The organism is Roseibium sp. (genome assembly GCF_051016195.1).
In the GTDB taxonomy this organism is placed as follows: Bacteria; Pseudomonadota; Alphaproteobacteria; order Rhizobiales; family Stappiaceae; genus Roseibium.
Window position 1 is genome coordinate 591,918 of record NZ_CP134616.1, and the last position, 21,739, is coordinate 613,656.

Sequence of the window (21,739 nt, forward strand, 5' to 3'; positions counted from 1 at the left end):
ACCAGGCAAGATGCCCATTCATAATCAACACGCACTCCAGCGTCTTAACAGTGATTACGACTTCGTTCCCAAAGTTCTGTCAGAACCACAGGCTAGAAAGGCAGCGCGTTACAACGCAAAGCGGGCGCGCCGCACCGGCTGGTCACATCACTGGTCAGGCGTTTGCCGTGTTCTGAAAATATCCAACGGTCTCTTGCAGGCAGCTGATTTCAGCCAATTTGTGGCTCAGTTTCAGACGACCAGGAAACTCAATCCGGACGGCATGCTAGGCGAGAATACCTGGCGCCAAATGCAGGCAGAGGCCCGTATCGTCATCAAGAATTTGCCGCCTCCTCCATGGCTCCCGGTTTCTGCCCCCGGGCGATCACCGATCAAAGCGATCGGTGTGGAAGCCTTGAATTTGAATGCGCCCTGGATGGACGTCGCGCTGCGCGAGCGCAAAACCAACTGGCTGAACCACGATGGCACCGCTATCGTTGAGGGCGAAACGCGCGTCGACGAGGGCTATTTCGAGGCGTGTCCCTATATGGGTAAACGAGCCTGGGAGCGCAAAAAGAGTCACAAGCGCGATCTGGACAACGACCACTGGTGTTCGGCATTCGTGAATTATTGTCTCCACACCGCCGGATTCAGTCATACGGGAAGCACCGGCGCATTCTCGTTTTTGCATAGAAGGCGCTGGCGGTTTCAGGCCCTGAACGAACCGAAACGGGGGTGCGTCATTGTCATGAGACACAACAAGAAGAAATGGGACCACGTTGCCTTCCTTGATGAGGTCGGTGACCTGCCCTCAAACCCCAAAGGCGACATCAACTCGAAGAAGTACGATGGCTATACGATACTGGGAGGTAACCAGGGTGGTAACAGTGTCAACTCGAAGGAGTTTTACAATTGGACCTTTTTTGATGCGAAAGACCAGTTTGGAAATAGGTCGCCTTATCTTTATCCTCTCAGGGGGGCTGAGGACTCAAATTGCAATGTCGAATTGCCGACGGTTGCACCCCATTTCTGCGGGGAGCAGTGGCAGTAGTCGAAGGCGTAGTTGAGAAATCTTGGTAGTGACCTGATATCGCAACAGGAATGGCTCTGTTCTCAGCGCTTCTCTCACTACGCAGCGGGCTCCAAATGGTCGCAACCCGTCTCAATTCAGTCAGGAGACGCTAATGAGTTCCAAAGTCTGAATTATCGGCCATTTGCCGCCTCGGATGGACGGATCGAACGTCCGCTTCTGGGTACCAAATCCAAGAGCCTGAATGACTTAGATGGCTAAGGTTTTCGGGTGCCGTTAGGCGTACGAAAACCTCTCATGCAGGAACCCGCGGTCCGCGCATTGCAGGCTATGGGGTTTTGTTTTTTTCGGCAGGTCTGGGGCAGTTACGATCAGCAACAATTGGTGGGCAGATCGGGGTGCGCAATGGCCTTTCCGGCGTTAGAGCAGCGCTTGTCGCATTGGCCTGTTGCGGGTTTGCGCGGCTGAGAGCCGTCCTGTTTTCGCAGAGCGCAAGCCGTCTCATCGGCTGATGCCGTTGCAGGGCGGCCGGTTGATCGAACAGGCCATGCCGGGTCATGGCGCAGTCTCCCGGGTTGACGCGGCACAGTGCGGGGGTGCGCGGGGCTGTTGCCAGCGGGCGAAGGTCTCGATGATGATCATGCGTCCACCACAGCAAGGGCATGGTGGCCGAGTATCGGACACCTCTGGCGCGTCGTCTTCGGGTACTGTAGCGACGCTCAGCAATGCGCGTGCACGATCGAGACTGGCCTTGCGAGAGGTGCCGGCAAGGAGGCCGTAATGGCGAATACGGTGGAAGCCGCGCGGCAGGACATGGAGCAGGAAGCGTCGGATGAACTCGTCGGTGGCGAGGGTCATGACCTGCTGCCGGTCGGTGCCGCCACGGCGGTAATCCTTGTAGCGGAAGGTGACCTTGTTCTCGTCGAAGCCGATGAGGCGGCGGTTCGAGATGGCGACCCTGTGGGTGTAGCGCGCCAGATAGGCGAGTACCGCTTCCGGTCCGGCGAAGGGCGGCTTGGCGTAGACGATCCAGCGTTTGCTGCGCACAGGCTTCAGGTGACGCAGAAAGACGCCGCGGTCCGCCAAATGGGCCATAGATCCGAAGAAGGCGAGCCGGCCGGCATCGTGGAGCGCGATCAGCCGGGTCAGGAACAGGCGACGGAACAACTTGCCCAGGGCGCGCACCGGCAGGAGGAATGCGGGGCGTGACGATATCCAGCGCGTTCCGTCGAGGGAGATGCCGCCGCCCGGCACAATCATGTGCACATGGGGATGGTGGGTCATCGCCGATCCCCAAGTGTGGAGCACCGCTGTGATGCCGATGCGGGCGCTGAGGTGCTTCGGGTCGGCGGCGATTGTCAGCATCGTCTCTGAGGCAGCCCGGAACAACAGGTCGTAGACCAACGCCTTGTTCTGGAAGGCGATGGAGGCGATCTCGGCGGGCAACGTGAAGACGACGTGGAAGTAGCCGACCGGCAAGAGGTCGGCCTCCCGCTCGGCGAGCCAAGCGCGCGCGGTGGCACCCTGGCACTTGGGGCAGTGCCGGTTGCGGCAGCTGTTATAGGCGATGCGCCAATGCCCGCAGTCCTCGCAGGCCTCGACATGTCCGCCCAAGGCAGCTGTGCGGCACTGTTCGACCGCCGACATCACCTTGAGCTGGGCAAGGCTCAGGTGTCCTTCATGGGTTGCCCGGTAGGCGGGACCGGCAGCGCGGAAGATGTCAGCGACCTCGATTGAGGTGCGCACTTGTTCACTCGGGCGGCGTCTTGCCTTCCATCAGCGCCATCAGCCGATCGAGAGGCCCCGCAACCGCGTGGATCGTTCGGGTCGAGACCTTGGCGTAAAGGGCGGTTGTCTCAAGCTTGCTGTGTCCAAGCAGAACCTGGATGACCCTGATATCGGTGCCGTCCTCCAGAAGGTGTGTGGCGAAGCTGTGCCGTAATGTATGCGGGCTGACACGTTTGCGGAGGCCGGCGACCTCGGCCGCTTCCTGCACTGCGCGATGCAATTGCCGTGACGAGATCGGATCGGTGCAACTGCGTCCCGGAAACAGCCAGCCATGGGGCAGCATCACGCCGCGCCGCTTTCCTTCGCGCCACCATACACGCAAAAGCTCCAGGAGTTGCGGTGAGAGCATGGCGTTGCGGTCCTTGCGTCCCTTGCCCTGTTCGACGCGGATCAGCATGCGGGTCGAGTCGATATCGTCGACCTTGAGATGCGCGACCTCGGAGACGCGCAGGCCCGCGCCATAGGCAACACCGAGCGCTGCCTTGTATTTGATGCCCGGTGCCGCCTCGAGCAGTTGAGCGGCTTCCTCCACACTCAACACCTCGGGCAGCTTGCGCGGGTTGCGGGTGATCACCAGAGTTCGCGACAGATCCCGTCGGTTCAGCGTTACTGTGAACAGGAAGCGCAGCGCCGAAACCGTGCTGTTGATCGTCGCCGGACCTACGCCGGTCTCATGCTGGTGCAACTGGTAGTGCCGGATGTCCTCCGTGGTCGCGGTGTCGGGAGGACGCCCGAGGAAAGCGGCGAAGTTCCGGACGTGGCGAACGTAATCCTGCTGTGTATGGGAGCCCAGGCCCCGCATCACCATGTCTTGCTGCATGCGCTGGCGTAGCTGTGTGATCGGGGCTTCGGTCTGAAAGGTCGTCATGTTGAGTTCCTCCGGTTGAAAGGAACTCCATGCTCGGACCTTTGCCTCTACCTGCCCAGAGCCTCAGAGAAATCCACCAAACCGCGCCACGTGCACCCTCCCGCGAAGCGGGTTCGTGCATGGGGACGCAAAGCCGCCATTGAATCAATAGGTTTTAAACGTCCGCTTCGGGCCGTGAGTACCATTCGGTCAAAAGTCCGAAAGGTCCGCAGAGCAGACCTTCGTTCAAACCGCAGCGAACATCTGTTTCCCGCCCATCCTATGAAATTGCTGCACCTCAAATGAATGTCTGCTTTGGGGCGCAGGCTTCAACGCGGTCAACGTCCAATTTGGCAGCGCATTGCTGCCATTTCGCAGCAATGGATGAAGTATCGATCGGCATATGGGGAATCCCAAGCTGCGGAAGGACACCTACACTTACAAGAACGAAGCACTTTGATACTGTTGGAATATGTAAGGCGTGTTGGTGTTCATGTAACCAAGCAAACGTCCCTCGAATAGCTCCCTGTCATAACCTTGCTGCGTGTCCGGAGATGGCAGGTCCGGGTTCATGTCCCGCGAATATGCGAGTGACGAAAGGTCATCTTTCTGTGCATGGAGCGCCGGGAGGAAATTCTCAAAGGTCCCGACCTCAATCACATTGTGTCGTTGCCAGGCCGCAAAGAACTCAGTTCCGAACTCACCGGTGATCCGACGATTGATGAACCGTGCGACCGGGTTGTTACCGTTTGCCCCGATCACAACTTCGTAGTGGTAGTGCACGCCGACATGCAGCCCATTCTCAAACACGTCCTGGAAGTGGATACGCAACATCATGACCGGACCGATTAGCGGCAGCACTTTGCCCATCGCCCAGCCATCAGCGCCCACATAAAGCACTTTCAATTCAGTATCGACCGGGTATCTCCAACCGTAGCGATCATACTGCATGGCTTCGCGAATGTGGATGAAACATCCTTCTTGGGCAACGCCGCCGGGGCCAAGGGCCCCGGACAGCTCGGCACTCAGATGGTCCACAGGATGCCAGAGCCAGTAACCGGGAACACGTTGCCCTTCGTAGCCTGGAACGTCCCTCAAAAGGACCTCCAGGCGCGTGAAGTTCATGAACCACCATTGAAGCATCTCGGTCGAAACACCGCGCAGCAAGGCGTGGTTCAAAACGACACAGAACTGGCCGTTGTCCCTTTGATGGATATCGAAGTGCGACGAGGAGGCCGGTTTGAGGTCCCAGTGATAGTTCCGTTCCGCTGGCATTTGCAGGTTTGTCATTGCTTCCACCTCACAGATCAATTGCCCCATGGGGCGAATACCGTTGATCTGTATCGGAAAAATTTTGTCGGCAATGAACTTGGGTTAACTCGTACCGGACTTTCTCCGTCGCAAAAACCGGGAAAGCCCTTGCGGCGTCACGCCCAGAAACCGTGCGATGTCTTTCTGACGCACAGATGCGATGACGTGCTGATGATATTGTTCGAGGAACTGATACCGAGCTTCGGTCCGACCGGACGTTTTGGCGCAAATGAGTTCTTTCGCGAAGAGATGTGCATCCATCAACTTAAGCCGCAGGTAGGTGCCGAAAAAACCTCCCTCAAGGTACTCAGTCCTGAAGAGATCATTGGGTATGGCAATGCCGGCAACATCCGTCACGGCGACAAGATCATCTGATGCAATGTCGCGTGTCCAGGCACTGGTAAGGTTTGCACAGATGTTTCCGGGCTCAAAAAAGCGGGCAATCGTCGAAGTCCCATCGAGCCAGGTCTGTTCCGATGCCGCAATTCCGTTGGAAAGGTAAATCCAGCTATCTGTCACGCGCGCCTGGTTCTGGATCTTGTCGCCCGCGGCAACATCCACGAACCTGCACCGTTGCTTGATTTGACCCCAGTCACTCAAATCGAGCGCAACATCCAAACGCAGGATGTCGTCTTCCATTAAAGCCAGTGCTTTCTTGGCGTCATCCATAATTTCACCATCACAAATTCGCCCTCGAACCTGGCGTAAGCTACCAACTCCTTCTGATTTCTCGAGTCGGAAGCTTTTCAGCTGTTTCAAAAAGGCAATTTTGCACGAACCCGCTTGCGCAACGGGCTGTCGCTCGCATCGAGCAGGTCACGAAGGGCGCGGTAGTATTTGTGAAGCTACGTCAACGCTTTCGCGCCGCAGCGAAGGTCCGCATCCCGCCCAATCAGTGAGTTCGCTGCCTTTCGAATAAATGTCAGCTTTCGGGCGCAGCCTTCGATCCGGCGAACGACCGATTTGCAGGCGCTAAACGGTCATTCGGCTTATGTGCCGCGAAAGTCAGCTCCGAGTCCAAATTGACCGATGCTGCGACTTCCGTGAACGTCGGCTGTCAGGCTCCCGGCATGCGGTGAACACCTCTAGCTGACGCTCAAAAATACAAGATAGGTACCGCCTAGAAGACCTGTCAGCAGAATGAGACCCCATGAACTTGGGTTGTTGAACTCATATGCTGGATGTCTGCGAAAAACAAAATGAAGTCCTACGTGAGCGATGCTAAACACGGCAAGCCCAACGCGTGTCGCGCTATCGGGGACGCCGTCGCCGCCCCACAAGAGCAAAGCAAAAAGGGGGACATGAATCCAGATAAAGACTTGTTCACCGAACCGTTCGGGCAATACACGCAACAACGGTAAAATACGCCATTCGTGACGTTTCACGGCATCGAGTTCATGCGTGAAAAAGGCACCGATCATTGAATAGTAGAGAAAATCGAGCACAGCGAACGTCCTTAAAGTCACCAACTACCACTCAGTAAGAACAAGCTAGGCATCGTTCGTTTCCAGCACATCGAATGCCCGATAAGAACCCCAACCTACGGAACTAACGCAACGCCGCGAATGTCGACTTATTCATAACCGGCTTGATGTTCAAATGCTCTCTTTTGGGAGGTCGATCAAATGTCATGTCTGGCCCAAGCGCCACAACTCGGCTCGGATTGATCCAGTCATGGCTTGCGTAGTAATGCGGAACGATATGATCGAGGCGAACGGTCTGTGCTATCCTGGGCATCTGATAAAGCTCGCGCAGCCAACCCGTCAGATTTGGATAATCGATCAACCTACGCAGGTTGCATTTGAAGTGGCCGTGGTAAACATGATCGAAGCGCACGAGCGACGTGAAGAGTCTCCAGTCCGCCTCTGTCAGACTGTTGCCGACGAGATATCGCTGATGTCCCAGGAGTTCATCCAGCTCTCCCAATATATCGAAGAGGCGCAACACAGCCTCATCATAAGCTGACTGCGAGGTGGCGAAACCCGCTGCGTAGACGCCGCTGTTAATCGCCTCGAACACGAGCGCGTTCATGGCGTCGATCTGATCTCGCAATTCTTCCGGGCAAAAGTCGGCAGGATTGCCGGTGATCCCACTAAACGCACTGTTGAACATCCGGATGATCTCGGCGCTTTCGTTCGAGACGATCTTCTCCGTCTTCGTGTCCCAAAGGACCGGCACCGTCACACGGCCAGATGCTTCCGGCTCAGATGCTACGTAGATGTCACGCAGGTATTTGTGACCCATTAGCTTGTCGCCGGTTGCATCTTCGGCATCTTGTTCGAAGGTCCAGCTCTGGTCACCGAGGAACGGTGAAACAACCGATACGTCGATGTGCTTATCCAAGCCTTTCAGCACGCGGAAAATCAGCGTGCGGTGCGCCCAGGGGCAGGCATAGGACACATAAAGATGGTAGCGGCCGCTCTCCGCTTTGAAGCCGCCGTCCCCGGTCGGACCGGGAGATCCGTCCGTCGTGATCCAGTTGCGGAATTTCGAGGTGGCCATCCGGAATGCACCATCAACCACTTCTGTATCATGGCCTTCGGGATACCAGTTTCCTTCGATGAGAACCCCCATCCGTGTCTCCTTAGTCTGTCTGATAGGAGACCGGACGGAACCCGGCATCGGTGTTGAGATGCGTATCGGCCCCGTCCACGCGATCTGTATTATGACAGCTCACGATCCGGAAACCGCCCTCCCTCTGCTTGTGCGCCACGATGGTGATGACAGCCGTACGTTGACCCGCGGTGACACCGTTTTCATCGGTCTGGCCGTCAAGTGTCGAAACGGTGTGAACGACCTCCACGTCACCACCCAAGGGGCGCGATTTCAGCGCGACGATTTCAACACGAGCCTCCTGAAAAATCTTGCGAAAGCCATAGTCATGGGCCTTGCGGATTTGGCGTCGTGTCGTCCACCAGAAGCCCACGACGTTCACAAAATCTGCGTCCTCGACGAACAGATCAGCCAGCTCGTCGAGGTCTTGAGCGTTCCAGGCGTCGAAGAAGGCCAGGGTTACGTCCTCACCAGTCTCGTAGGTTCGAGTCATCCCGCGATCTCCTTCGTCGCCATGAAAGCCAGCTCTTCAGGTGTGCTTTCGCGGCCAAGTATCGCGTTGCGATGCGGGAAACGACCGAAGCGAGCCACAATGTCGAGGTGATGGCGGGCATGGGCTACGCCGTGTTCAGGACCGTGCGTCACATAAAGCTCTAGACACCGGCGCTGATCCTCCAGATCTTCGCTATGCATGAACGGCAGATATAGGAAGGTGCGCCAGTCATCAGGGCGATAGGTCTTCAGCCAAAAATCGTCACCCATTCGAAGCGCATGTTTCGCAATAACCAGGCCAGCAGTGTCATTCTCACAGGTCGCGGCATCGCCGCGATGGATGTTGCGACTGAATTGGTCGAGTACGATCACAATTGCCAAGCGCCCTTCGACTGTCTCTGTCCAATTCTCAAGCTTTCCTGTCGCCGCTGCTCGTAACGTAGGCCCGAAACGCTTGCTGACCTCGACATCAAACGCTTCGCCACCATCGAACCAATTGCGGGCCATGCCCTTTGCGAACCAGAATTGCAGCACCTCTTGGATGGTAAGGGTCATTTGAAAGTCCTACGCTGTCGAGCAGGCGGCTCGGACGCCGCGCCGCTCGCTTCAATGTTTCAGCCTTGGCCCCATCGGGCATTGCGCAGATAGGTTTCAAAGCCGGTAGTCTCCCCAAGCCAATGACGTAGGTAGTAGGGGCTGCCATCCATGCCGATATCGTCGAAGGACTTGAACATAAGCATCAGCTCTTCGCCCATGGCCTTCTCGGCCTCGTCGTAGCTGACCTGATTGTAGCCCACATCGCGACCCATCACGCGTCCAATCGTGGCAGCAACCTCTTTCATGGTCGAGATGTCGCCGGTGATCGGAGATGCCTTGTTCGCCCACATACCGGGTTGCTCGAACGCCAGCGCCACCATGCGGCCGATATCGTCGCAGGCGATTTGGGCATAGGGCATGTCGGGGTGCATCGGGTAGTGGATCGCTCCGCTTTCCGCGATGCTTTCGCGTTCCCACTCCCAGTTGTCCATGAAGGCGGCGGGGCGGAACACGGTCCAAGGCTTCCCGGAGCTGCGGATCGCCAATTCGACATTCCACTTGCTGTCGAGATGTGGCACGCTCGTGTTTCGGTCCATTGTGGACGCGCCCGTATAGACGATATGCTCGATGTCTGACGCGGCGGCGGCTTCCGTCAAGTTGAGGCCCTGGCGTTCCTCGGCTTCGACCCCGGCTTCCAAGAAGTCCTGCACAGAGTAGAGTGCTGCGGCTCCTTTCAGGGCCGCATCAAGCGACGCGCGATTTTCCAAGTCCCCCTTCACGATCTCGGCTCCGGCTTCAGCGAGGGCCAGTGCTGCGGGTTTGTCCGGACTACGCGTAAGAGCCCGCACTTTATGGCCATGCGCCAACAGATGCTTTGCGACGGCACCACCTTGCTTACCGGTGGCACCGGAGACAACAATGGGACGGTCATAGATTTTCGGGGATGACAACATTGGTTAGATCACTCCGGTTGAGTTGCTGGTACCGGATAGATGTGATGTTGCGCACGTGTCGAGAAGATCGTCGTTTGAGCATGATGTGCTCATTAAAGTGATATGTCTGCGTCTACCTATTCCCTGCGAATTGCAGCAAGTATCGCCTGAACTTTTGAGCTTCTATGAAGGTCCATGTGCGTGACCGCCCAGACTGTCTCATTCCATGAATTGTCTCGTTCACGGATCTGAACGCAGCCGCTCGCCTCGGCGGTCACGCGCGGAAGGAAGCCGACGCCAAGCCCCGCTTTAACGGCTTCAAAGGAACTCGCCACGTTGTTGCAACGGATATGTACCCGGTCCGTCGGTACATTCGCATCTAACCAATCGAAGTAAGGAGGGCGCGGAGAACTGTCATCTGGTCCGACAAATATGTGGTCGGCAAACTCCTCGGACTTGTGCGGCTGCCCATGCCTTTGAATGTATTGCGGCGCTGCATAAAGGCCCATTTCAATTTTCAAGGCCGAGATGACCACGTTATCGGGGTGGTCGGGTTTTGATCCGATCCGGAACGCAAGCGTGGCTTCCCCGTACTCCAACTTGAGGACCTGGTCACTGCTGACAAGATTCACGTTCAAATTGGGATGACGGGCTCGGACATCGGCAATCATTGGCAGGACGAAAGGAACCAGAACGTCGAGCGCTGTAATGGTGACGGTTCCCTCAATCGCGTCGGAAGCGCCACGGGCCAATCGTTTGAGCTCGCCGAACTGCGCATATGTCGCATCGGCGATCCTCAGGAGTTCATAACCAAGCTCGGTTGGGGTGAAGCCACGGGCATGACGCTGAAACAGCTTGGCGCCGAGCAAGCCTTCCAAGGCATCTATGTGCCGAGTTACGGTTATCCTGTGCACGCCCAACTCGGCGGAAGCGGCGCTGACTGTTCCCAGACGGGCGACATGGGCCGCGGTGCGTATCTCGTTCCAGTTGTCCATATCCCTTTGTCACTCTGATGAGCATGAGATGCACATCTCACATTCTATTCATCTTTTCTGCAACACCCCATTTGAACCTGGACAAGAAACTCCGAAAGTCTTCCATGCGTGTATTTGCAGCCAGGTCCATCCATCGCATTTCGCCTGCCAACACTAGGCGTGCAGACATGCCGGGCAGGTGTTGGCAAATGAATTTCCAAGCTTCGACGCCCAGTTGCTCGATATCGGCAATATCGGAACCCAAACGTCTCGCATCCACACCGTGGCAAACCAGGCAGCCAAGTCCGGCCGCATTATCGAAGATGGCGAAAAGCCTTCCGGACGCGGTCACCATCAAGCAACGTCCCGGCCTGTTTAGTCCCAGCATCCTCTGAAACGGCTTCAGCGAAGGACCAACTCGAATGCCCATGGCAATCTATATCCTGGCGCTTGCCGCTTTTGTCGTTGGTACTCAGAGTTACGTCTTCTCGGGCCTTTTGGCAGACTTGGCTTGCGATCTTGGTGTGAGTGTCTCGACCGCGGGCCAGCTCATTGCGGCATTTGCAATCACCAGCGCCATTGCGTCCCCGCTGGTGGTCAGTGCCGTGTCGCGGTTCGAGCGTAAGAAAGTGCTGATCGCCTCGTTGGCTGGCGTCTCGGTCGTCAATCTGGCTACGGCGTTTCTGCCGCTCTTCGAATGGTTCCTTGCCGCCCGGGTCCTGGTCGCAATCGTCTCGGCGGGCGTCATGCCGATGGCTGGTTCCATAGGGGCAAGCCTCGTCCCGGCAGAGCGTCAAGGGCAGGCCCTTGGCATGATCCTGTCGGGCCTCACCATTGCCTTCATCGTTGGTGTTCCGCTCGGCACAATCGTCGGCAGCGCCTTTGGGTGGCGCGCGACCTTTGTGTTTGCCGCCGTTGTCGCTTTGGCGGTGATCCCCGCGATTGCATACTTAGTACCTTCGAGCGCCGCCGACAAAGCACCGCCGAAATCCGATTGGTCCGTTGTCAAAAAGCCGATTGTGCTGCTGGCGCTCTTCCTGATCGGCACGTCATTCATCGCGGCCTATCCTATCATCGCATATCTCGGCCCGATCATTACCGCATCCACCGGCCTCGAAGGTGCTGGGATCGGCGCAATGCAGTCGGCTATTGGCTTCGGTTCCATTGCCGGCCTCATCATAGGCAGTATCCTTGCGGACCGTCGCGGGTTCCTGCCGAACATGCGGATCATGTACCTGCTATTCGCGCTCGTTCTCGGTGTTTGGAGCATTGTGTTCCTGACCGACACACCAAGTTCGTGGTTCAACATCGCGCTCGTCGTAGTCGTGATCTTTCTGACCTCGGCCACTCTTATCGCGCCGTCTCCAGCCATCGAAAAGGCTCTCGTGCAAGCTGATCCTGAGCAAAGTGCGTTGACGCTAGCTCTCAACACGTCCGTCATCTACCTCGGACAGGGGATCGGCGCGGGGATTGGTGGCTTGGTCGTTGGATCCGTTGGGTTTGCGACCCTTGGATACGTCGGAGCAGGTTTTGCGTTTTCAGCATTTGTGACAGCTATGGCGGTCAAAACTCGATAAGCAGTCCTGTAAGCATTCGAGAGAATATCTGCTTTGTCCGCACAGCAGATCTTAGTGCGTGGCGCAGCAGATGGCCACATGGAGCCCAATGTCTCAAATGCTGCGCCATTGATGAATGGCGGCTTTCGCATGTCAGACTGCGGGCAATCTCGTTTCTAGCTTCGCTGCATCACGCCGCTCTTCCTTCACTCGCCGGTATTGGACAGTCCGAGCAAACCTGAACATCGCAAAGGCGGCAAAGCGTGCGCCGGTCAGAGACTGTCGTATCCATAGAGATCAGGATTTTGCCCAAAAGACCGTTGAACAATTCTCGCTCTTGTTCAGAGAGAGGGACCAGCAATGCGTCCAAGGCTGAGAGACGGCCTTGCAGCAGCTTGTCGCGAATGCTTTGGCCCTGCTCGGTAAGCCTCAACGCAACCGCGCGTCTATCCTTTCCTTCGCCACGTTCAACGAGACCATCTGCAACCAGCCTGTCAACAAGCCGAACCGTGCCTGGGTGCGACAAACGCAAAATGCGACGCAGCCCGTCATTCGACAATCCGGTCCCGTGTCCGAGGACCACAAGAGCGGCCGGTGTTTCGCCGACGCGGCCCAGAATATCGCGCGCGATGTCCTCTATACGGTCGGCCACGGCAAGACCAAGGACCCCGAGAAGATTGGCTGTTCTGTCTGTCATGACGGTACAATATGTGCGCTGTGCACGATTTTCAACTTGACAATATGTGCGGAGCGCACATAATTTTGAAGATGCGAATGCGGAGCAAGATGAGAGGCGCGTGGGATGGCGGCAAGGCCGAACAAATCCGTAGATCCAGCCAATGCTGTACAATCAGACCAAAAAATTTTTTGCCCGATGCAGAGTCCCGTTCTCCATCACGTCAGCCTCTTCGTCTCTGACATGAAAGTATCAACGCTCTTTTATACGGAAGGTCTTGGTCTTACCCTGCGCGAAGAGTTCGTAGACATCATTGGGTTGAGAGGAACGCACCGCTTTCCGTTTACAGTCGCGAGTATCTTCCTTGAAGCAGGTGAAGGCCGATATATCGAACTACACCCTGCCGGTGACGGGGAGATGTCTCCGCCGGGGTTTCCAATAAACCATCTGGCGCTCGCAGTCGTCGATGTGGATGCCTCTTACGCGCAAGCCCTCGCCTCCGGCGGTGCCCGGTTCGACATACCAATTCCGAATGAAGAATGGGACGGAACGCCGCTTGATGTGATTATGTCCGGCGCGCGACCGGAACCGATGCGGATGGCGTTCCTTCAAGGGCCAAGCGGCGAGTTGATCGAACTTTATCAAGCCACAAACAACTGACAGAAACAGGGACGGTTTCCGATGGATCACACACGAAGAAGCTTGCTTGTAGGTGCTGGCGCACTGGGTGCCGCAGCACTAGCTGGAGAAAGCCAGGCCCATGGTGTCGACCCGAACGGTGGTGGCGTAATGCTCAGCCCCGAAGGGTGGGATGCGGAAGCCCCGCCTGAACTGGTGTTTCTGACAGAAGCGCGGGTTCAGCTTCAATTGCCGCCGACGACCACGGGCGCAGGACCAGGCGGACAGCGGTTGATCTTCAACGTGACGGGCGGCACCTTTGATGGCCCGCATCTGAGAGGACATGTGACAGAAGACGCAGGCGCAGACTGGGTGAACATCCGCGCAGACGGCGTCGGCGATCTTGACGTACGCTTCACCTGGGAAACGCACGACAACGCGCTGATCTATGTCCATTGGCATGGGCGGTTCTGGTCAGGCCCTGAAGATGCCGAATATGCCGCTGATGTCACGAAGGCGGACGATCCGGACGACGCTTGGCGCTACTATTTTCGCGCCGCACCGCAGTTTGAAACGGGCGATCCGCGTTATGCGTGGCTCAACAACATTGTGGCCGTCACCAAATCGCGCACCGGCGACGGTGGACCGATCCATCGGTTTTACGCCGTGCTCTGAAGATCCGAATCTTGGCGACGCAAGTCATCACAAGCCGTGCGAGAACCACTCGCCCGTCGAACGTAAACACTGAACAAGCGGGACAAGAAATGGCAGCGACAATTGAGGATAAGGCGCGGCGCTTCGAGGACCTGCATGCCATCGGTTGCTTTGTCATGGCCAACGCATGGGACGCAGGGTCTGCACGTGCGCTGGAGGCGGTCGGGTTTTCTGGTTTGGGCACGACTAGCGCGGGCTTCGCATGGTCGATTGGTCAAACAGACGGCGAAACATCTCGAGACCTTGTTTTGGAGAATGCACGTGCAATTGTTGAAGCCGTCGACATCCCCGTTTCAGGCGATCTGTTAAACGGGTTCGGAGCTGCACCTGAGGCGGTAGCGGAAACCATTCGCCTCGCCGGTGGGGTCGGGCTGGCTGGTGGATCAATTGAAGACACGACTGGCGATCCTTCGGCTCCCCTTTTCGACCGGGAGCTTGCCAAGGAGCGGATCATCGCAGCCGTCGAAGCCGCGCGCGGGCTGGATCGACCCTTTGTTCTTTGCGCTCGCGCAGATGGCCTCTTTGCCGGAGCCTGCGATATCGACGAGACACTCGCCCGATTGGCGCTCTATGAGGAGGCCGGAGCCGATCTCCTGTTCGCCCCGGCGCTCATGTCCCTCGCGGATGTGGACAAGGTAATCGATCACGTCAAAACACCGATCAACGTCTTGGCAAGCATTGGGAACGAAGGAACCGTTTCTGATTTTGCACAACGAGGGGTTCGCCGCATCAGCGTTGGATCGCAGTTTTACAGCGCTGTTGCGGGCTGTCTGCAAGCCGCGGCGCAGGAGCTTCACGAAGCGGGAACATTTGGTTGGACGGAGAGTGGCATGCCGTATCCGGCTCTGAATGAGCTGATGCGGTGAGACGGTGAAATCCGTCGCCAAACTGATCTCCCGGACGGTTTCTTGGAGCGCGCGGAATGCAACCTGGTAGTGTTTCGCCGCTCGCTGAAAAGAGCGTGCCGTTGATGCTGGCGGCGCTGGTTTTCGTCTTTATCCTCAGCCACGCCTTTCGTACGGTCGTTGGCGTTTCCGCAGAGCCAATCACAGTTGAATTCAATGCGTCGGCACAGGCTCTCGGGGCTGTTGCGGGGTCGTTTCATCTGGCCTTTGCGTTCGCCCAACCTGCTGTGGGTGTAGCGCTTGACCGATATGGGCCCAAAAGCACCGTGCTTGTTGCCTTTGTGATCGCGCTTCTAGGGGGCGTGATCTCTGCGATGGCGCATCGCGTGGACATGCTGATCCTTGGACAATGCCTGCTTGGGATCGGCTGTGCTCCCGCACTTCTCGCAGCGATGGTCCTCATCTCAAGGCGCTACCCCCCTGAGAGGTTCGCGGCGCTCTTAGGCGTCATCCTTGCGACGGGAGGCGTGGGCATGCTGCTGACGGCCACTCCGCTCGCTTGGATTATTGAGATCTGGTCCTGGCGCGTCGGATTTGGCGTTCTCATGGGTTTGGCGGCCTTGAGTTGGCTGGCCGTGTTCTGGTTTCTGGAACAGGACCCAACCCGAACGCTGGGGCAGGATCAGACGATAGGCGCTGAGCTTCGCGGTCTTGGTGCCGTGATTGCACAACCCCACACACTTGGCATCTGCTGTCTAGGTGCGACCACTTATGCGGCGTTCATGGCCTTGCGTGGACTTTGGATTAGCCCACTCCTGACAGATCGATACGCACTATCGCACATCGACATTGGAAACCTCGTTTTGGCGATCTCATTTGCCGCCATCCTTGGGCCCTACCTGTTCGGGCGGATCGATCCAGGTCCGCCCCGCCGCCGACGCATCATCATGTGGTTTAGCGCAGCCTACGCCGTCCAGTTCGCACTTCTTGCGATAGGCTGGGGTGTGCAGATTGACGTGGCGCTTGCGGTCTTCACAGGCCTGTCCGGCGGCTATGTGACAATGCAATACGCGGACGTGCGCTCGTCTTACCCCACAGAAATGACGGGCCGAGCTCTCAGTGTCTTCACGATGGCGATGTTTGGGGGTGTCGCGGCGATGCAATGGCTCAGCGGGGTGGCAGGAACACTCGCCTCGGACTTGGGCATCGAACCGTCACGCGCAGCGCTTTTGCATGTCGGTGCCGTTATCGCTCTGGCAACATTCGCTTTCTGGCGACTGCCGCAGCCGCCCAAGGAAGGGACTTGATGACCAACACATCACCGACCACACAGTTTGCACTCTTTGCAGCATCCATTGGCACATGCGGTGTGGCGTGGCGCGGCGACCTGGTGGTCGCAACGCGCCTGCCAGATGCCCGTCCAGCGACAACCGCGCGTTTCTTCGCAGAACGGCGAAATGCAGAAGAAGGCATACCGCCGGAGCCAGTTCAACGGGCGATCACGGCCATGACCGGACTTCTCGAAGGGGATCGGACAGACCATTCATTCATCACGTGTAGTTTTGAAGGCGTCGATCCCTTCGCAGCCAAGGTCTACGCGATCACACAAAACCTGGCTCCGGGCGAAACGTCGACCTATGGCGAGATCGCGGACGAGATCGGCGAGAAGCAGCGGGCGAGGGAAGTCGGACAAGCTTTGGGCCACAATCCACTTCCGATCATTGTTCCTTGCCACCGCGTGTTAGGTGCTGGCGGGAAGTTGACCGGTTTTTCGGCGCCGGGCGGCGTGTAACTGAAGCTCAAGATGCTCGAAATCGAAGGGGCACAGATTGGTGGCGAACCGGGTTTGTTTGGAGACTTACCGCTCTCGGTGAAGAGGTAAACGCATCCGATTTCTACAGTTCGAGCGTGACAACCCATTTGTGCTTGCCGATCTTGCGAGACCGCTCGAACCCCAACCTTTCGAACATGTGCAGCGCGCCGTTGAAGAGAAACGCAGGCGTTGCCTTGCGCCCTTCAATGCTCTCAGGATAGCCCTCAACGCGTCCACCACCGAGCGCTTTGATCTGTGCAACAGCGCCTGCGAGGGCGGCGGAGGCGACGCCACCGCCGCGATGTCCTTTGCCCGAGAAGAAGCAGGTGATGCGCCAGTCAGGCAACGCGGGGTTCTCTTTTTGGTAGGCCCGTGCGTTGTGGATGCGAGGCAGTTCCTCGGGTGATCCGAACTGACACCATCCGACACATGTGTCGTTGTGATAGACGAGGGCAGCGTGCGCCTCGCCAGCTCTGACGCGGGTTTCTTTTAAAGCGCGTCTTTCTTCAACCGAGGCTTCGGCATTCTCTTTGCCATGGTACCACATGCACCAGCAGCCACCCCACACGCCGTTGTTTTCTTCGACGAGGCGGGAAAAGTCGTCCCAGGTACTCGCGTCGAGTGCTTTGGTTTTGTATTTCATCATGGAGCCCTCATTTTGAGGGCTATTATGTGCGGCGCGCACATAACGTCAAGGGTAGGAAGTTTCGCCCTTCGACAGCGCACAAGCGGATGTTTGTGTTGCGAAATCGAACGGCCGGTTTGTCCGCAGTGCGGACATTGGTTTCCGGCGCGGCGAATTCACACTTCCCGCCCCTTTAGGACACTCAAATTCCACCTTGAACCAAGCCTCATCTTCCGTGTTGTTTAGACAAATGCTGAAGTACTCTATCAACCGTGGCCGGATCTGGAGCTTCGTCGCTAACCTTTTGCTGGCCAGACATTGAACAAAAGTTGCTTAGGATTTCCGCCTGCCTGTCGCTACGCACTTCGCCATAGCTCGTGAACGTCGTGAGGACATTCTCATGACCAAGGTTCTGGCTCCAGGCCTTGAACTCTTCCGGGGTTCGGCAGACGCGTTCGCCGATCTGGGCCAGGGTTTTGCGGAAGCTGTGCGGATTGAAATAGGGTAGATCGGCGCCTTCGAAGGCGCGCCGAAAGACTTTCCGAATCGGCCCGGCATTCTTCCAGAAGGTACGGGACAAGCCCAGCGCTCCGAAAACGTCAGCGTCGGTCAATCCCACCTCGGTTGACGGGAACAAAGGATCATCCGGTCCATAGAAACGTTCCGTCTGCAGAAACCTGATCCAGTCATGCACGATCGTCTCCACGTCTTCCCCGACCGGAAAAAACACGGACAGAATGGTCTTGCGGTTCTTCGTGCGAACGTCACGGGCATCCTGGAAAACTTGCCGTCTTGCCAGATCGACATGCTTGATTGCTAGTGAAGCAAGCGCGTCGTCACGGATGCCGGTTAGAAAAGCAAACGCGATCAGCGCGCGATCGCGTTTTCGGATGTCGGTTTGCGCGTTCATGGATTTCAGAACATGTCGGATCTGTTCAGCGTTGGGCGCGGGTTGTTCACGCTTTGCAGTGGCTACGCGCGTGTCGTTGGCCGACAGATTGAAGTAGTCGGCATCCGAATACCGGATCTTGGACTTATAACCTGGCTCTCTCGACAGCCATTGGAAAAATGCCTTCACATGATTGAGGCGCGACCTCATGGTTGCCTTTGCAAGCGGCTTTCCGGTTTCCGGATTGACATGATCGGCCATGTCTCGCTTGAACTTGCGCGCCTGCTCGATCCTGAAGAGCGCAAAGTCCTTGTAGCCAGAAGAAGCTTCGAACGTTGCAATCGCTGCCGCAACCTGGTCCGTCGTCTTTTCCGACATGCGTTTCGCTTCTACCAGATAGGCGAGATAGTGGCGCTTGATACGTTCGTTCTTGGAGTGATGCTTACGCATGGGTTGCAGGCTCCTTAGTGAAGTGATCATTTGAGCGGAGAGGATTGCCATCATTTAGGCGTGTCTCCGCCTGCACAATCGTCACGGTCAAAATGGCCTTCAGAGCCTTCAATCCTTCGGCGGACACCAACTTGTGCATCACAGTGGAGCAGACGTTGCAGAGCGCACGCATGTTGCCACGCCCAGCTGTTGTGGGATGAAATTCCACCTCATCGAGTGCGGGCTTCCGAGGAGCGTTGCAAGACATGCAGAGACACTCATCAATGCGGCATGTCTGTTTTGGCTTACGCCTTCCATCGAGAAAGGCCTTTAAGTCTTGTCCAAGGATCAAAATCGGGCGCCGTTCATTGAGACTAGGTAGCCCTTTCTTCAGCCAGCGCCTGACCGTGCCTTTGGCAACGCCCAGCGCGCGAGCCGCTTCGGCAACGTCGTAGCTTCGATGGCTCTTGATCCGGCGCCCATTGGGACGTTTGCCGGCCATCTCAAACTGCGCCTTTTTCCAGAAGAGCGCGGATGTCCTCCACCCGCCAAACCGTAATGCGTTCGCCAAGCTTCAACGGCTTGGGAAAGCGCCCATCTTTCACACCTGCCCACCATGTAGACTTGCTGACGGGAATAGGACCGCTAGGCGCAATAATAGATTTCAGTCGGACAAATCCAGTGGATGGAATGCCGTCGGAAGGTGCAAATGATTCGTTCATGATCGCGTTACCTGGTCTTTACCGGACAACCCCGGCTGGTAACGGAATAAATATTTGTTGCATGCCCGATTCGGGATGTCGAAACCTAGTCGTTTGCGCCCGAAGTTACATCATCCTTATCTTGCCTTCGGGAATTTACTGCCCGCACAGTAGCCTCCCAGGCAACATCAGGCATATCATCTCCGCCGCATGCCCATGCCGCTTCAAGAAATTCCATGAAAATTGTATTTGGCCCAGATGGGGCATCGTCGCCTGTTAGAAGAAACCAGAGGTGAGACATACGAAACACAAACTCGTGCCGCCACTCCGATTTCGGTTTGCCGCCTTGTGGAGGAGATAGTTCATCATAGCGTTCTCCCGCCCACCTTTCAAAATGCTCCAGATAAGAATCTAAATTTCCAAGACAATCGAAAAATTCATAAGTAAACCTCATACGAAAACCAAACTATTCTTTTGATAAATTTCGCATTATGGAATAGAAATAAACAAACGATTGAATTTCGATGCTTGAAAACTCTGCAAGGGTGCGGCGTAGTTCATCGCAATTTTCCAGAAACCGTTGCGCTTCCTCAATCTCCATCTCTCTACGTTCTGGCGTAAGAGTGGCCACAGCTGAGAAAGCCATTTCAATGTGGTTTCTGGCCAAGCCATACGGTCCGAAAACTCGCCAGATCAACAATGCGTATCGACTGTTCTCTGTTTTGGAGCGTAATTTCGGTGGTATATTACGAGAAGCGATTTTCTTGATTACCTCATCAATAGGCAGCCACCATTTCGATCCGTATTCCGGAACAAGATCTTTCGGAAAATCGCGCGTATCTTCCGCCAATCGGAAGTGGGCTTCGTTCAAAAGCTTCTCATGATCAGAAGTCAAATCTGCCTTTGAAACAGGTCGTCTTTTCCGCAAACTTCACCTCAGTTACAGAATCTGCTGGAAAACTCACTTGAGCAGTTGTTCGATTTCAACAGACCACCACCCCGCCATTTTTTCGCGTTCGTCCCAATAGGCAGCCCGATGATAGGCCCGTCGCACTTCGTCAGCCCCGACATGACCAAGCTCTGCTTCGATCGCGTCCGGGTTCCATTTGCCGCTCTCGTTGAGCAATGTCGACGCCGTTGCCCGGAAGCCATGGGAGGTCATTTCCTCCTTGGTGAAACCCATGCGCCGTAAAGCGGCGTTCAAGGTGTTTTCACTTATAGGTCGTCTTGGTGAGGAAATAGATGGAAAAGCAAAATTGCCCGTTCCCGTCAGCTTGTGCAGATCCCTCAATATTTCTAATGCGCTTTCCGGCAAAGGCTTCCTGTGCTCCCTCCGCATCTTCGTGCGTTGCGCTGGGATAGTCCAAACACCTTTAGCAAAATCAAATTCATCCCATTCGGCTTGCCGCAATTCACCTGGTCTCGGATAAAGCAAAGTCATCAACTTCAATGCGGAACGGGTTTCATAGGAGCCTACATATTCCCAAATGCAGCGAACCAGCCCGCCAAAGCGATGCCAGTCGGTTATCGCCGCACGATGGACTACCTGCGGCGTCGTCAATGCTCCCCTGAGACCGAATGTCGGATCATTGTCAGCGCGGGCCGTTGCAATGGCATATCGAAATACCTGGCCAATTGTCGCCCGCAGGCGACGCGCCGTTTCGTAATTGCCTTGAGATTCCACTTTACGCAACGTCGACAGGATTTCAGGAGCAGAGATGTCCTTTATAGGCCTTAGCCCCAGATCCGACCGCGCAAGATCGAGCAGCCAGCGCTTCTTTTTCAAAGTGGTTTCGGCAAGGCCTTCTCGCGTTGCCTTGGCCATCATCTCATCTGCGATAACGTCGAATATGTTGCCGCTGGTAAGCGCTGCCAACGCCTTCTCCGCCTTTGCCTGCTGAGACGGATCGACGCCAGTAGCTAAAAGCGTCTTGGCAGCATCTCGTTTTTGCCGCGCTTCAGCGAGACTAACGTAAGGATATTTTCCTAGCGCCAACGTTTTCTGCTTTCCGCCAAACCTGTATGCCAACCGCCACAAGCGCGAACCGGCTGGCTTCAGGAGGAGGTGCAAGCCCGCGCCATCGCTCACCTTTTTCTCTTTGTCGGGCTTTTTCAGGCGTCGAATTTGGGCATCGGTCAGCGGCATTGTTGGTCTCCCGATTCCATGAAAGACCAACGCGAAAAGCTGCTCGTTGGTCTTGGTTGCGGAATCATACCAACAAATGCGCTGGATACCAACACACCCCACCGGACAACAAGGGACAGCACAAACAAAAAAACCCCGGAAACCGGAGCTTTTTTGGAACATGTCAGACCGTATCGGACTGTCTGAAATCGGAATTTGGTGCCCAGGAGAGGACTCGAACCTCCACGCCCGTAAGGGCACTAGCACCTGAAGCTAGCGCGTCTACCAGTTCCGCCACCTGGGCT

General features: G+C 56.4%; 25 protein-coding genes and 1 tRNA gene. 7 read left to right on the top strand and 19 right to left on the bottom strand.

The window, feature by feature from the left end:
• The first annotated feature begins 10 nt into the window (after window positions 1-10).
• On the top strand, window positions 11-1,030 hold the full coding sequence (locus tag RDA78_RS02650; protein ID WP_434053825.1) for a CHAP domain-containing protein: 1,020 nt from the start codon (window positions 11-13) through the stop codon (window positions 1,028-1,030).
• A 534-nt stretch (window positions 1,031-1,564) separates the two neighbouring features.
• Here RDA78_RS02650 and RDA78_RS02655 read toward each other — a convergent pair.
• The 11 genes from RDA78_RS02655 to RDA78_RS02705 all read right to left on the bottom strand — a co-directional run bounded on the left by RDA78_RS02655 (window position 1,565) and on the right by RDA78_RS02705 (window position 10,798).
• Window positions 1,565-2,755: an IS91 family transposase gene (locus RDA78_RS02655; protein WP_434053052.1), complete on the bottom strand. Its 1,191-nt coding sequence runs from the start codon at window positions 2,753-2,755 to the stop codon at window positions 1,565-1,567.
• 4 nt (window positions 2,756-2,759) lie between these two features.
• The gene (locus tag RDA78_RS02660) at window positions 2,760-3,665 is read right to left on the bottom strand and encodes a tyrosine-type recombinase/integrase (protein ID WP_434053053.1); all 906 of its coding nucleotides are present in this window, start codon (window positions 3,663-3,665) and stop codon (window positions 2,760-2,762) included.
• 417 nt (window positions 3,666-4,082) lie between these two features.
• Complete coding sequence (locus RDA78_RS02665) at window positions 4,083-4,934, bottom strand: hypothetical protein (protein WP_434053826.1); 852 nt, start codon at window positions 4,932-4,934, stop codon at window positions 4,083-4,085.
• A gap of 84 nt (window positions 4,935-5,018) precedes the next feature.
• The gene (locus RDA78_RS02670) at window positions 5,019-5,714 is read right to left on the bottom strand and encodes a Crp/Fnr family transcriptional regulator (RefSeq protein WP_434053827.1); all 696 of its coding nucleotides are present in this window, start codon (window positions 5,712-5,714) and stop codon (window positions 5,019-5,021) included.
• 326 nt (window positions 5,715-6,040) lie between these two features.
• Complete coding sequence (locus RDA78_RS02675; protein ID WP_434053828.1) at window positions 6,041-6,400, bottom strand: DUF6713 family protein; 360 nt, start codon at window positions 6,398-6,400, stop codon at window positions 6,041-6,043.
• A 103-nt stretch (window positions 6,401-6,503) separates the two neighbouring features.
• Window positions 6,504-7,529 (bottom strand): glutathione S-transferase family protein, encoded by a 1,026-nt coding sequence (locus RDA78_RS02680; protein ID WP_434053829.1) that lies wholly within the window; start codon window positions 7,527-7,529, stop codon window positions 6,504-6,506.
• A gap of 10 nt (window positions 7,530-7,539) precedes the next feature.
• Window positions 7,540-8,001, bottom strand: a complete 462-nt coding sequence (locus RDA78_RS02685) for an SgcJ/EcaC family oxidoreductase (protein ID WP_434053830.1) — start codon at window positions 7,999-8,001, stop codon at window positions 7,540-7,542.
• Window positions 7,998-8,555: a DUF924 family protein gene (locus RDA78_RS02690; RefSeq protein WP_434053831.1), complete on the bottom strand. Its 558-nt coding sequence runs from the start codon at window positions 8,553-8,555 to the stop codon at window positions 7,998-8,000. Before RDA78_RS02690 ends, RDA78_RS02685 begins: the two co-directional genes overlap by 4 nt.
• A 59-nt stretch (window positions 8,556-8,614) precedes the next feature.
• Complete coding sequence (locus tag RDA78_RS02695; RefSeq protein WP_434053832.1) at window positions 8,615-9,490, bottom strand: NmrA/HSCARG family protein; 876 nt, start codon at window positions 9,488-9,490, stop codon at window positions 8,615-8,617.
• 116 nt (window positions 9,491-9,606) lie between these two features.
• Complete coding sequence (locus RDA78_RS02700) at window positions 9,607-10,464, bottom strand: LysR family transcriptional regulator (RefSeq protein WP_434053833.1); 858 nt, start codon at window positions 10,462-10,464, stop codon at window positions 9,607-9,609.
• A gap of 37 nt (window positions 10,465-10,501) precedes the next feature.
• Window positions 10,502-10,798, bottom strand: coding sequence for a hypothetical protein (locus tag RDA78_RS02705; protein WP_434053834.1), 297 nt, complete (start codon window positions 10,796-10,798; stop codon window positions 10,502-10,504).
• Between the two features lie 67 nt (window positions 10,799-10,865).
• On the opposite strand from RDA78_RS02705, the gene RDA78_RS02710 reads away from it, so the two are divergent.
• Window positions 10,866-12,020 carry an MFS transporter gene (locus RDA78_RS02710; protein ID WP_434053835.1) on the top strand — a complete coding sequence of 385 codons (1,155 nt, stop codon included), beginning with the start codon at window positions 10,866-10,868 and terminating at the stop codon, window positions 12,018-12,020.
• 169 nt (window positions 12,021-12,189) lie between these two features.
• Here RDA78_RS02710 and RDA78_RS02715 read toward each other — a convergent pair whose 3' ends face one another.
• Window positions 12,190-12,696, bottom strand: a complete 507-nt coding sequence (locus tag RDA78_RS02715) for a MarR family winged helix-turn-helix transcriptional regulator (RefSeq protein WP_434053836.1) — start codon at window positions 12,694-12,696, stop codon at window positions 12,190-12,192.
• A gap of 105 nt (window positions 12,697-12,801) precedes the next feature.
• On the opposite strand from RDA78_RS02715, the gene RDA78_RS02720 reads away from it, so the two are divergent.
• From RDA78_RS02720 to RDA78_RS02740, 5 genes are read left to right on the top strand one after another with little or no spacing between them, the layout of a single operon-like run.
• Entirely contained in the window at window positions 12,802-13,335 is a 534-nt protein-coding gene (locus tag RDA78_RS02720; RefSeq protein WP_434053837.1) for a VOC family protein, read from the top strand.
• Between the two features lie 21 nt (window positions 13,336-13,356).
• The gene (locus tag RDA78_RS02725) at window positions 13,357-13,968 is read left to right on the top strand and encodes a DUF3237 domain-containing protein (RefSeq protein WP_434053838.1); all 612 of its coding nucleotides are present in this window, start codon (window positions 13,357-13,359) and stop codon (window positions 13,966-13,968) included.
• Window positions 13,969-13,979: 11 nt separating this feature from the next.
• Window positions 13,980-14,873: an isocitrate lyase/PEP mutase family protein gene (locus RDA78_RS02730; protein WP_434053839.1), complete on the top strand. Its 894-nt coding sequence runs from the start codon at window positions 13,980-13,982 to the stop codon at window positions 14,871-14,873.
• 56 nt (window positions 14,874-14,929) lie between these two features.
• Window positions 14,930-16,159: an MFS transporter gene (locus RDA78_RS02735; protein ID WP_434053840.1), complete on the top strand. Its 1,230-nt coding sequence runs from the start codon at window positions 14,930-14,932 to the stop codon at window positions 16,157-16,159.
• Window positions 16,159-16,644: a methylated-DNA--[protein]-cysteine S-methyltransferase gene (locus RDA78_RS02740; RefSeq protein WP_434053841.1), complete on the top strand. Its 486-nt coding sequence runs from the start codon at window positions 16,159-16,161 to the stop codon at window positions 16,642-16,644. The genes RDA78_RS02735 and RDA78_RS02740 overlap by 1 nt, the downstream gene beginning before the upstream one ends.
• 103 nt (window positions 16,645-16,747) lie before the next feature.
• On the opposite strand, the gene RDA78_RS02745 is transcribed toward RDA78_RS02740, so the two are convergent.
• The 7 genes from RDA78_RS02745 to RDA78_RS02775 form a co-directional block, all read right to left on the bottom strand.
• Window positions 16,748-17,311: a hypothetical protein gene (locus tag RDA78_RS02745; protein ID WP_434053842.1), complete on the bottom strand. Its 564-nt coding sequence runs from the start codon at window positions 17,309-17,311 to the stop codon at window positions 16,748-16,750.
• A 205-nt stretch (window positions 17,312-17,516) separates the two neighbouring features.
• The gene (locus RDA78_RS02750) at window positions 17,517-18,629 is read right to left on the bottom strand and encodes a tyrosine-type recombinase/integrase (RefSeq protein ID WP_434053843.1); all 1,113 of its coding nucleotides are present in this window, start codon (window positions 18,627-18,629) and stop codon (window positions 17,517-17,519) included.
• Window positions 18,622-19,110, bottom strand: a complete 489-nt coding sequence (locus tag RDA78_RS02755; protein ID WP_434053844.1) for a helix-turn-helix domain-containing protein — start codon at window positions 19,108-19,110, stop codon at window positions 18,622-18,624. The genes RDA78_RS02750 and RDA78_RS02755 overlap by 8 nt, the downstream gene beginning before the upstream one ends.
• Window position 19,111: 1 nt before the next feature.
• The gene (locus RDA78_RS02760) at window positions 19,112-19,330 is read right to left on the bottom strand and encodes a helix-turn-helix transcriptional regulator (RefSeq protein WP_434053845.1); all 219 of its coding nucleotides are present in this window, start codon (window positions 19,328-19,330) and stop codon (window positions 19,112-19,114) included.
• 445 nt (window positions 19,331-19,775) lie between these two features.
• A complete protein-coding gene (locus RDA78_RS02765) occupies window positions 19,776-20,180 on the bottom strand; it encodes a hypothetical protein (RefSeq protein WP_434053846.1) in 405 nt (134 codons plus the stop codon).
• Between the two features lie 90 nt (window positions 20,181-20,270).
• Window positions 20,271-21,455, bottom strand: a complete 1,185-nt coding sequence (locus RDA78_RS02770) for a tyrosine-type recombinase/integrase (RefSeq protein WP_434053847.1) — start codon at window positions 21,453-21,455, stop codon at window positions 20,271-20,273.
• 196 nt (window positions 21,456-21,651) lie between these two features.
• A tRNA-Leu gene (locus tag RDA78_RS02775) sits at window positions 21,652-21,738 on the bottom strand.
• Between the last annotated feature and the right edge of the window lies 1 nt (window position 21,739).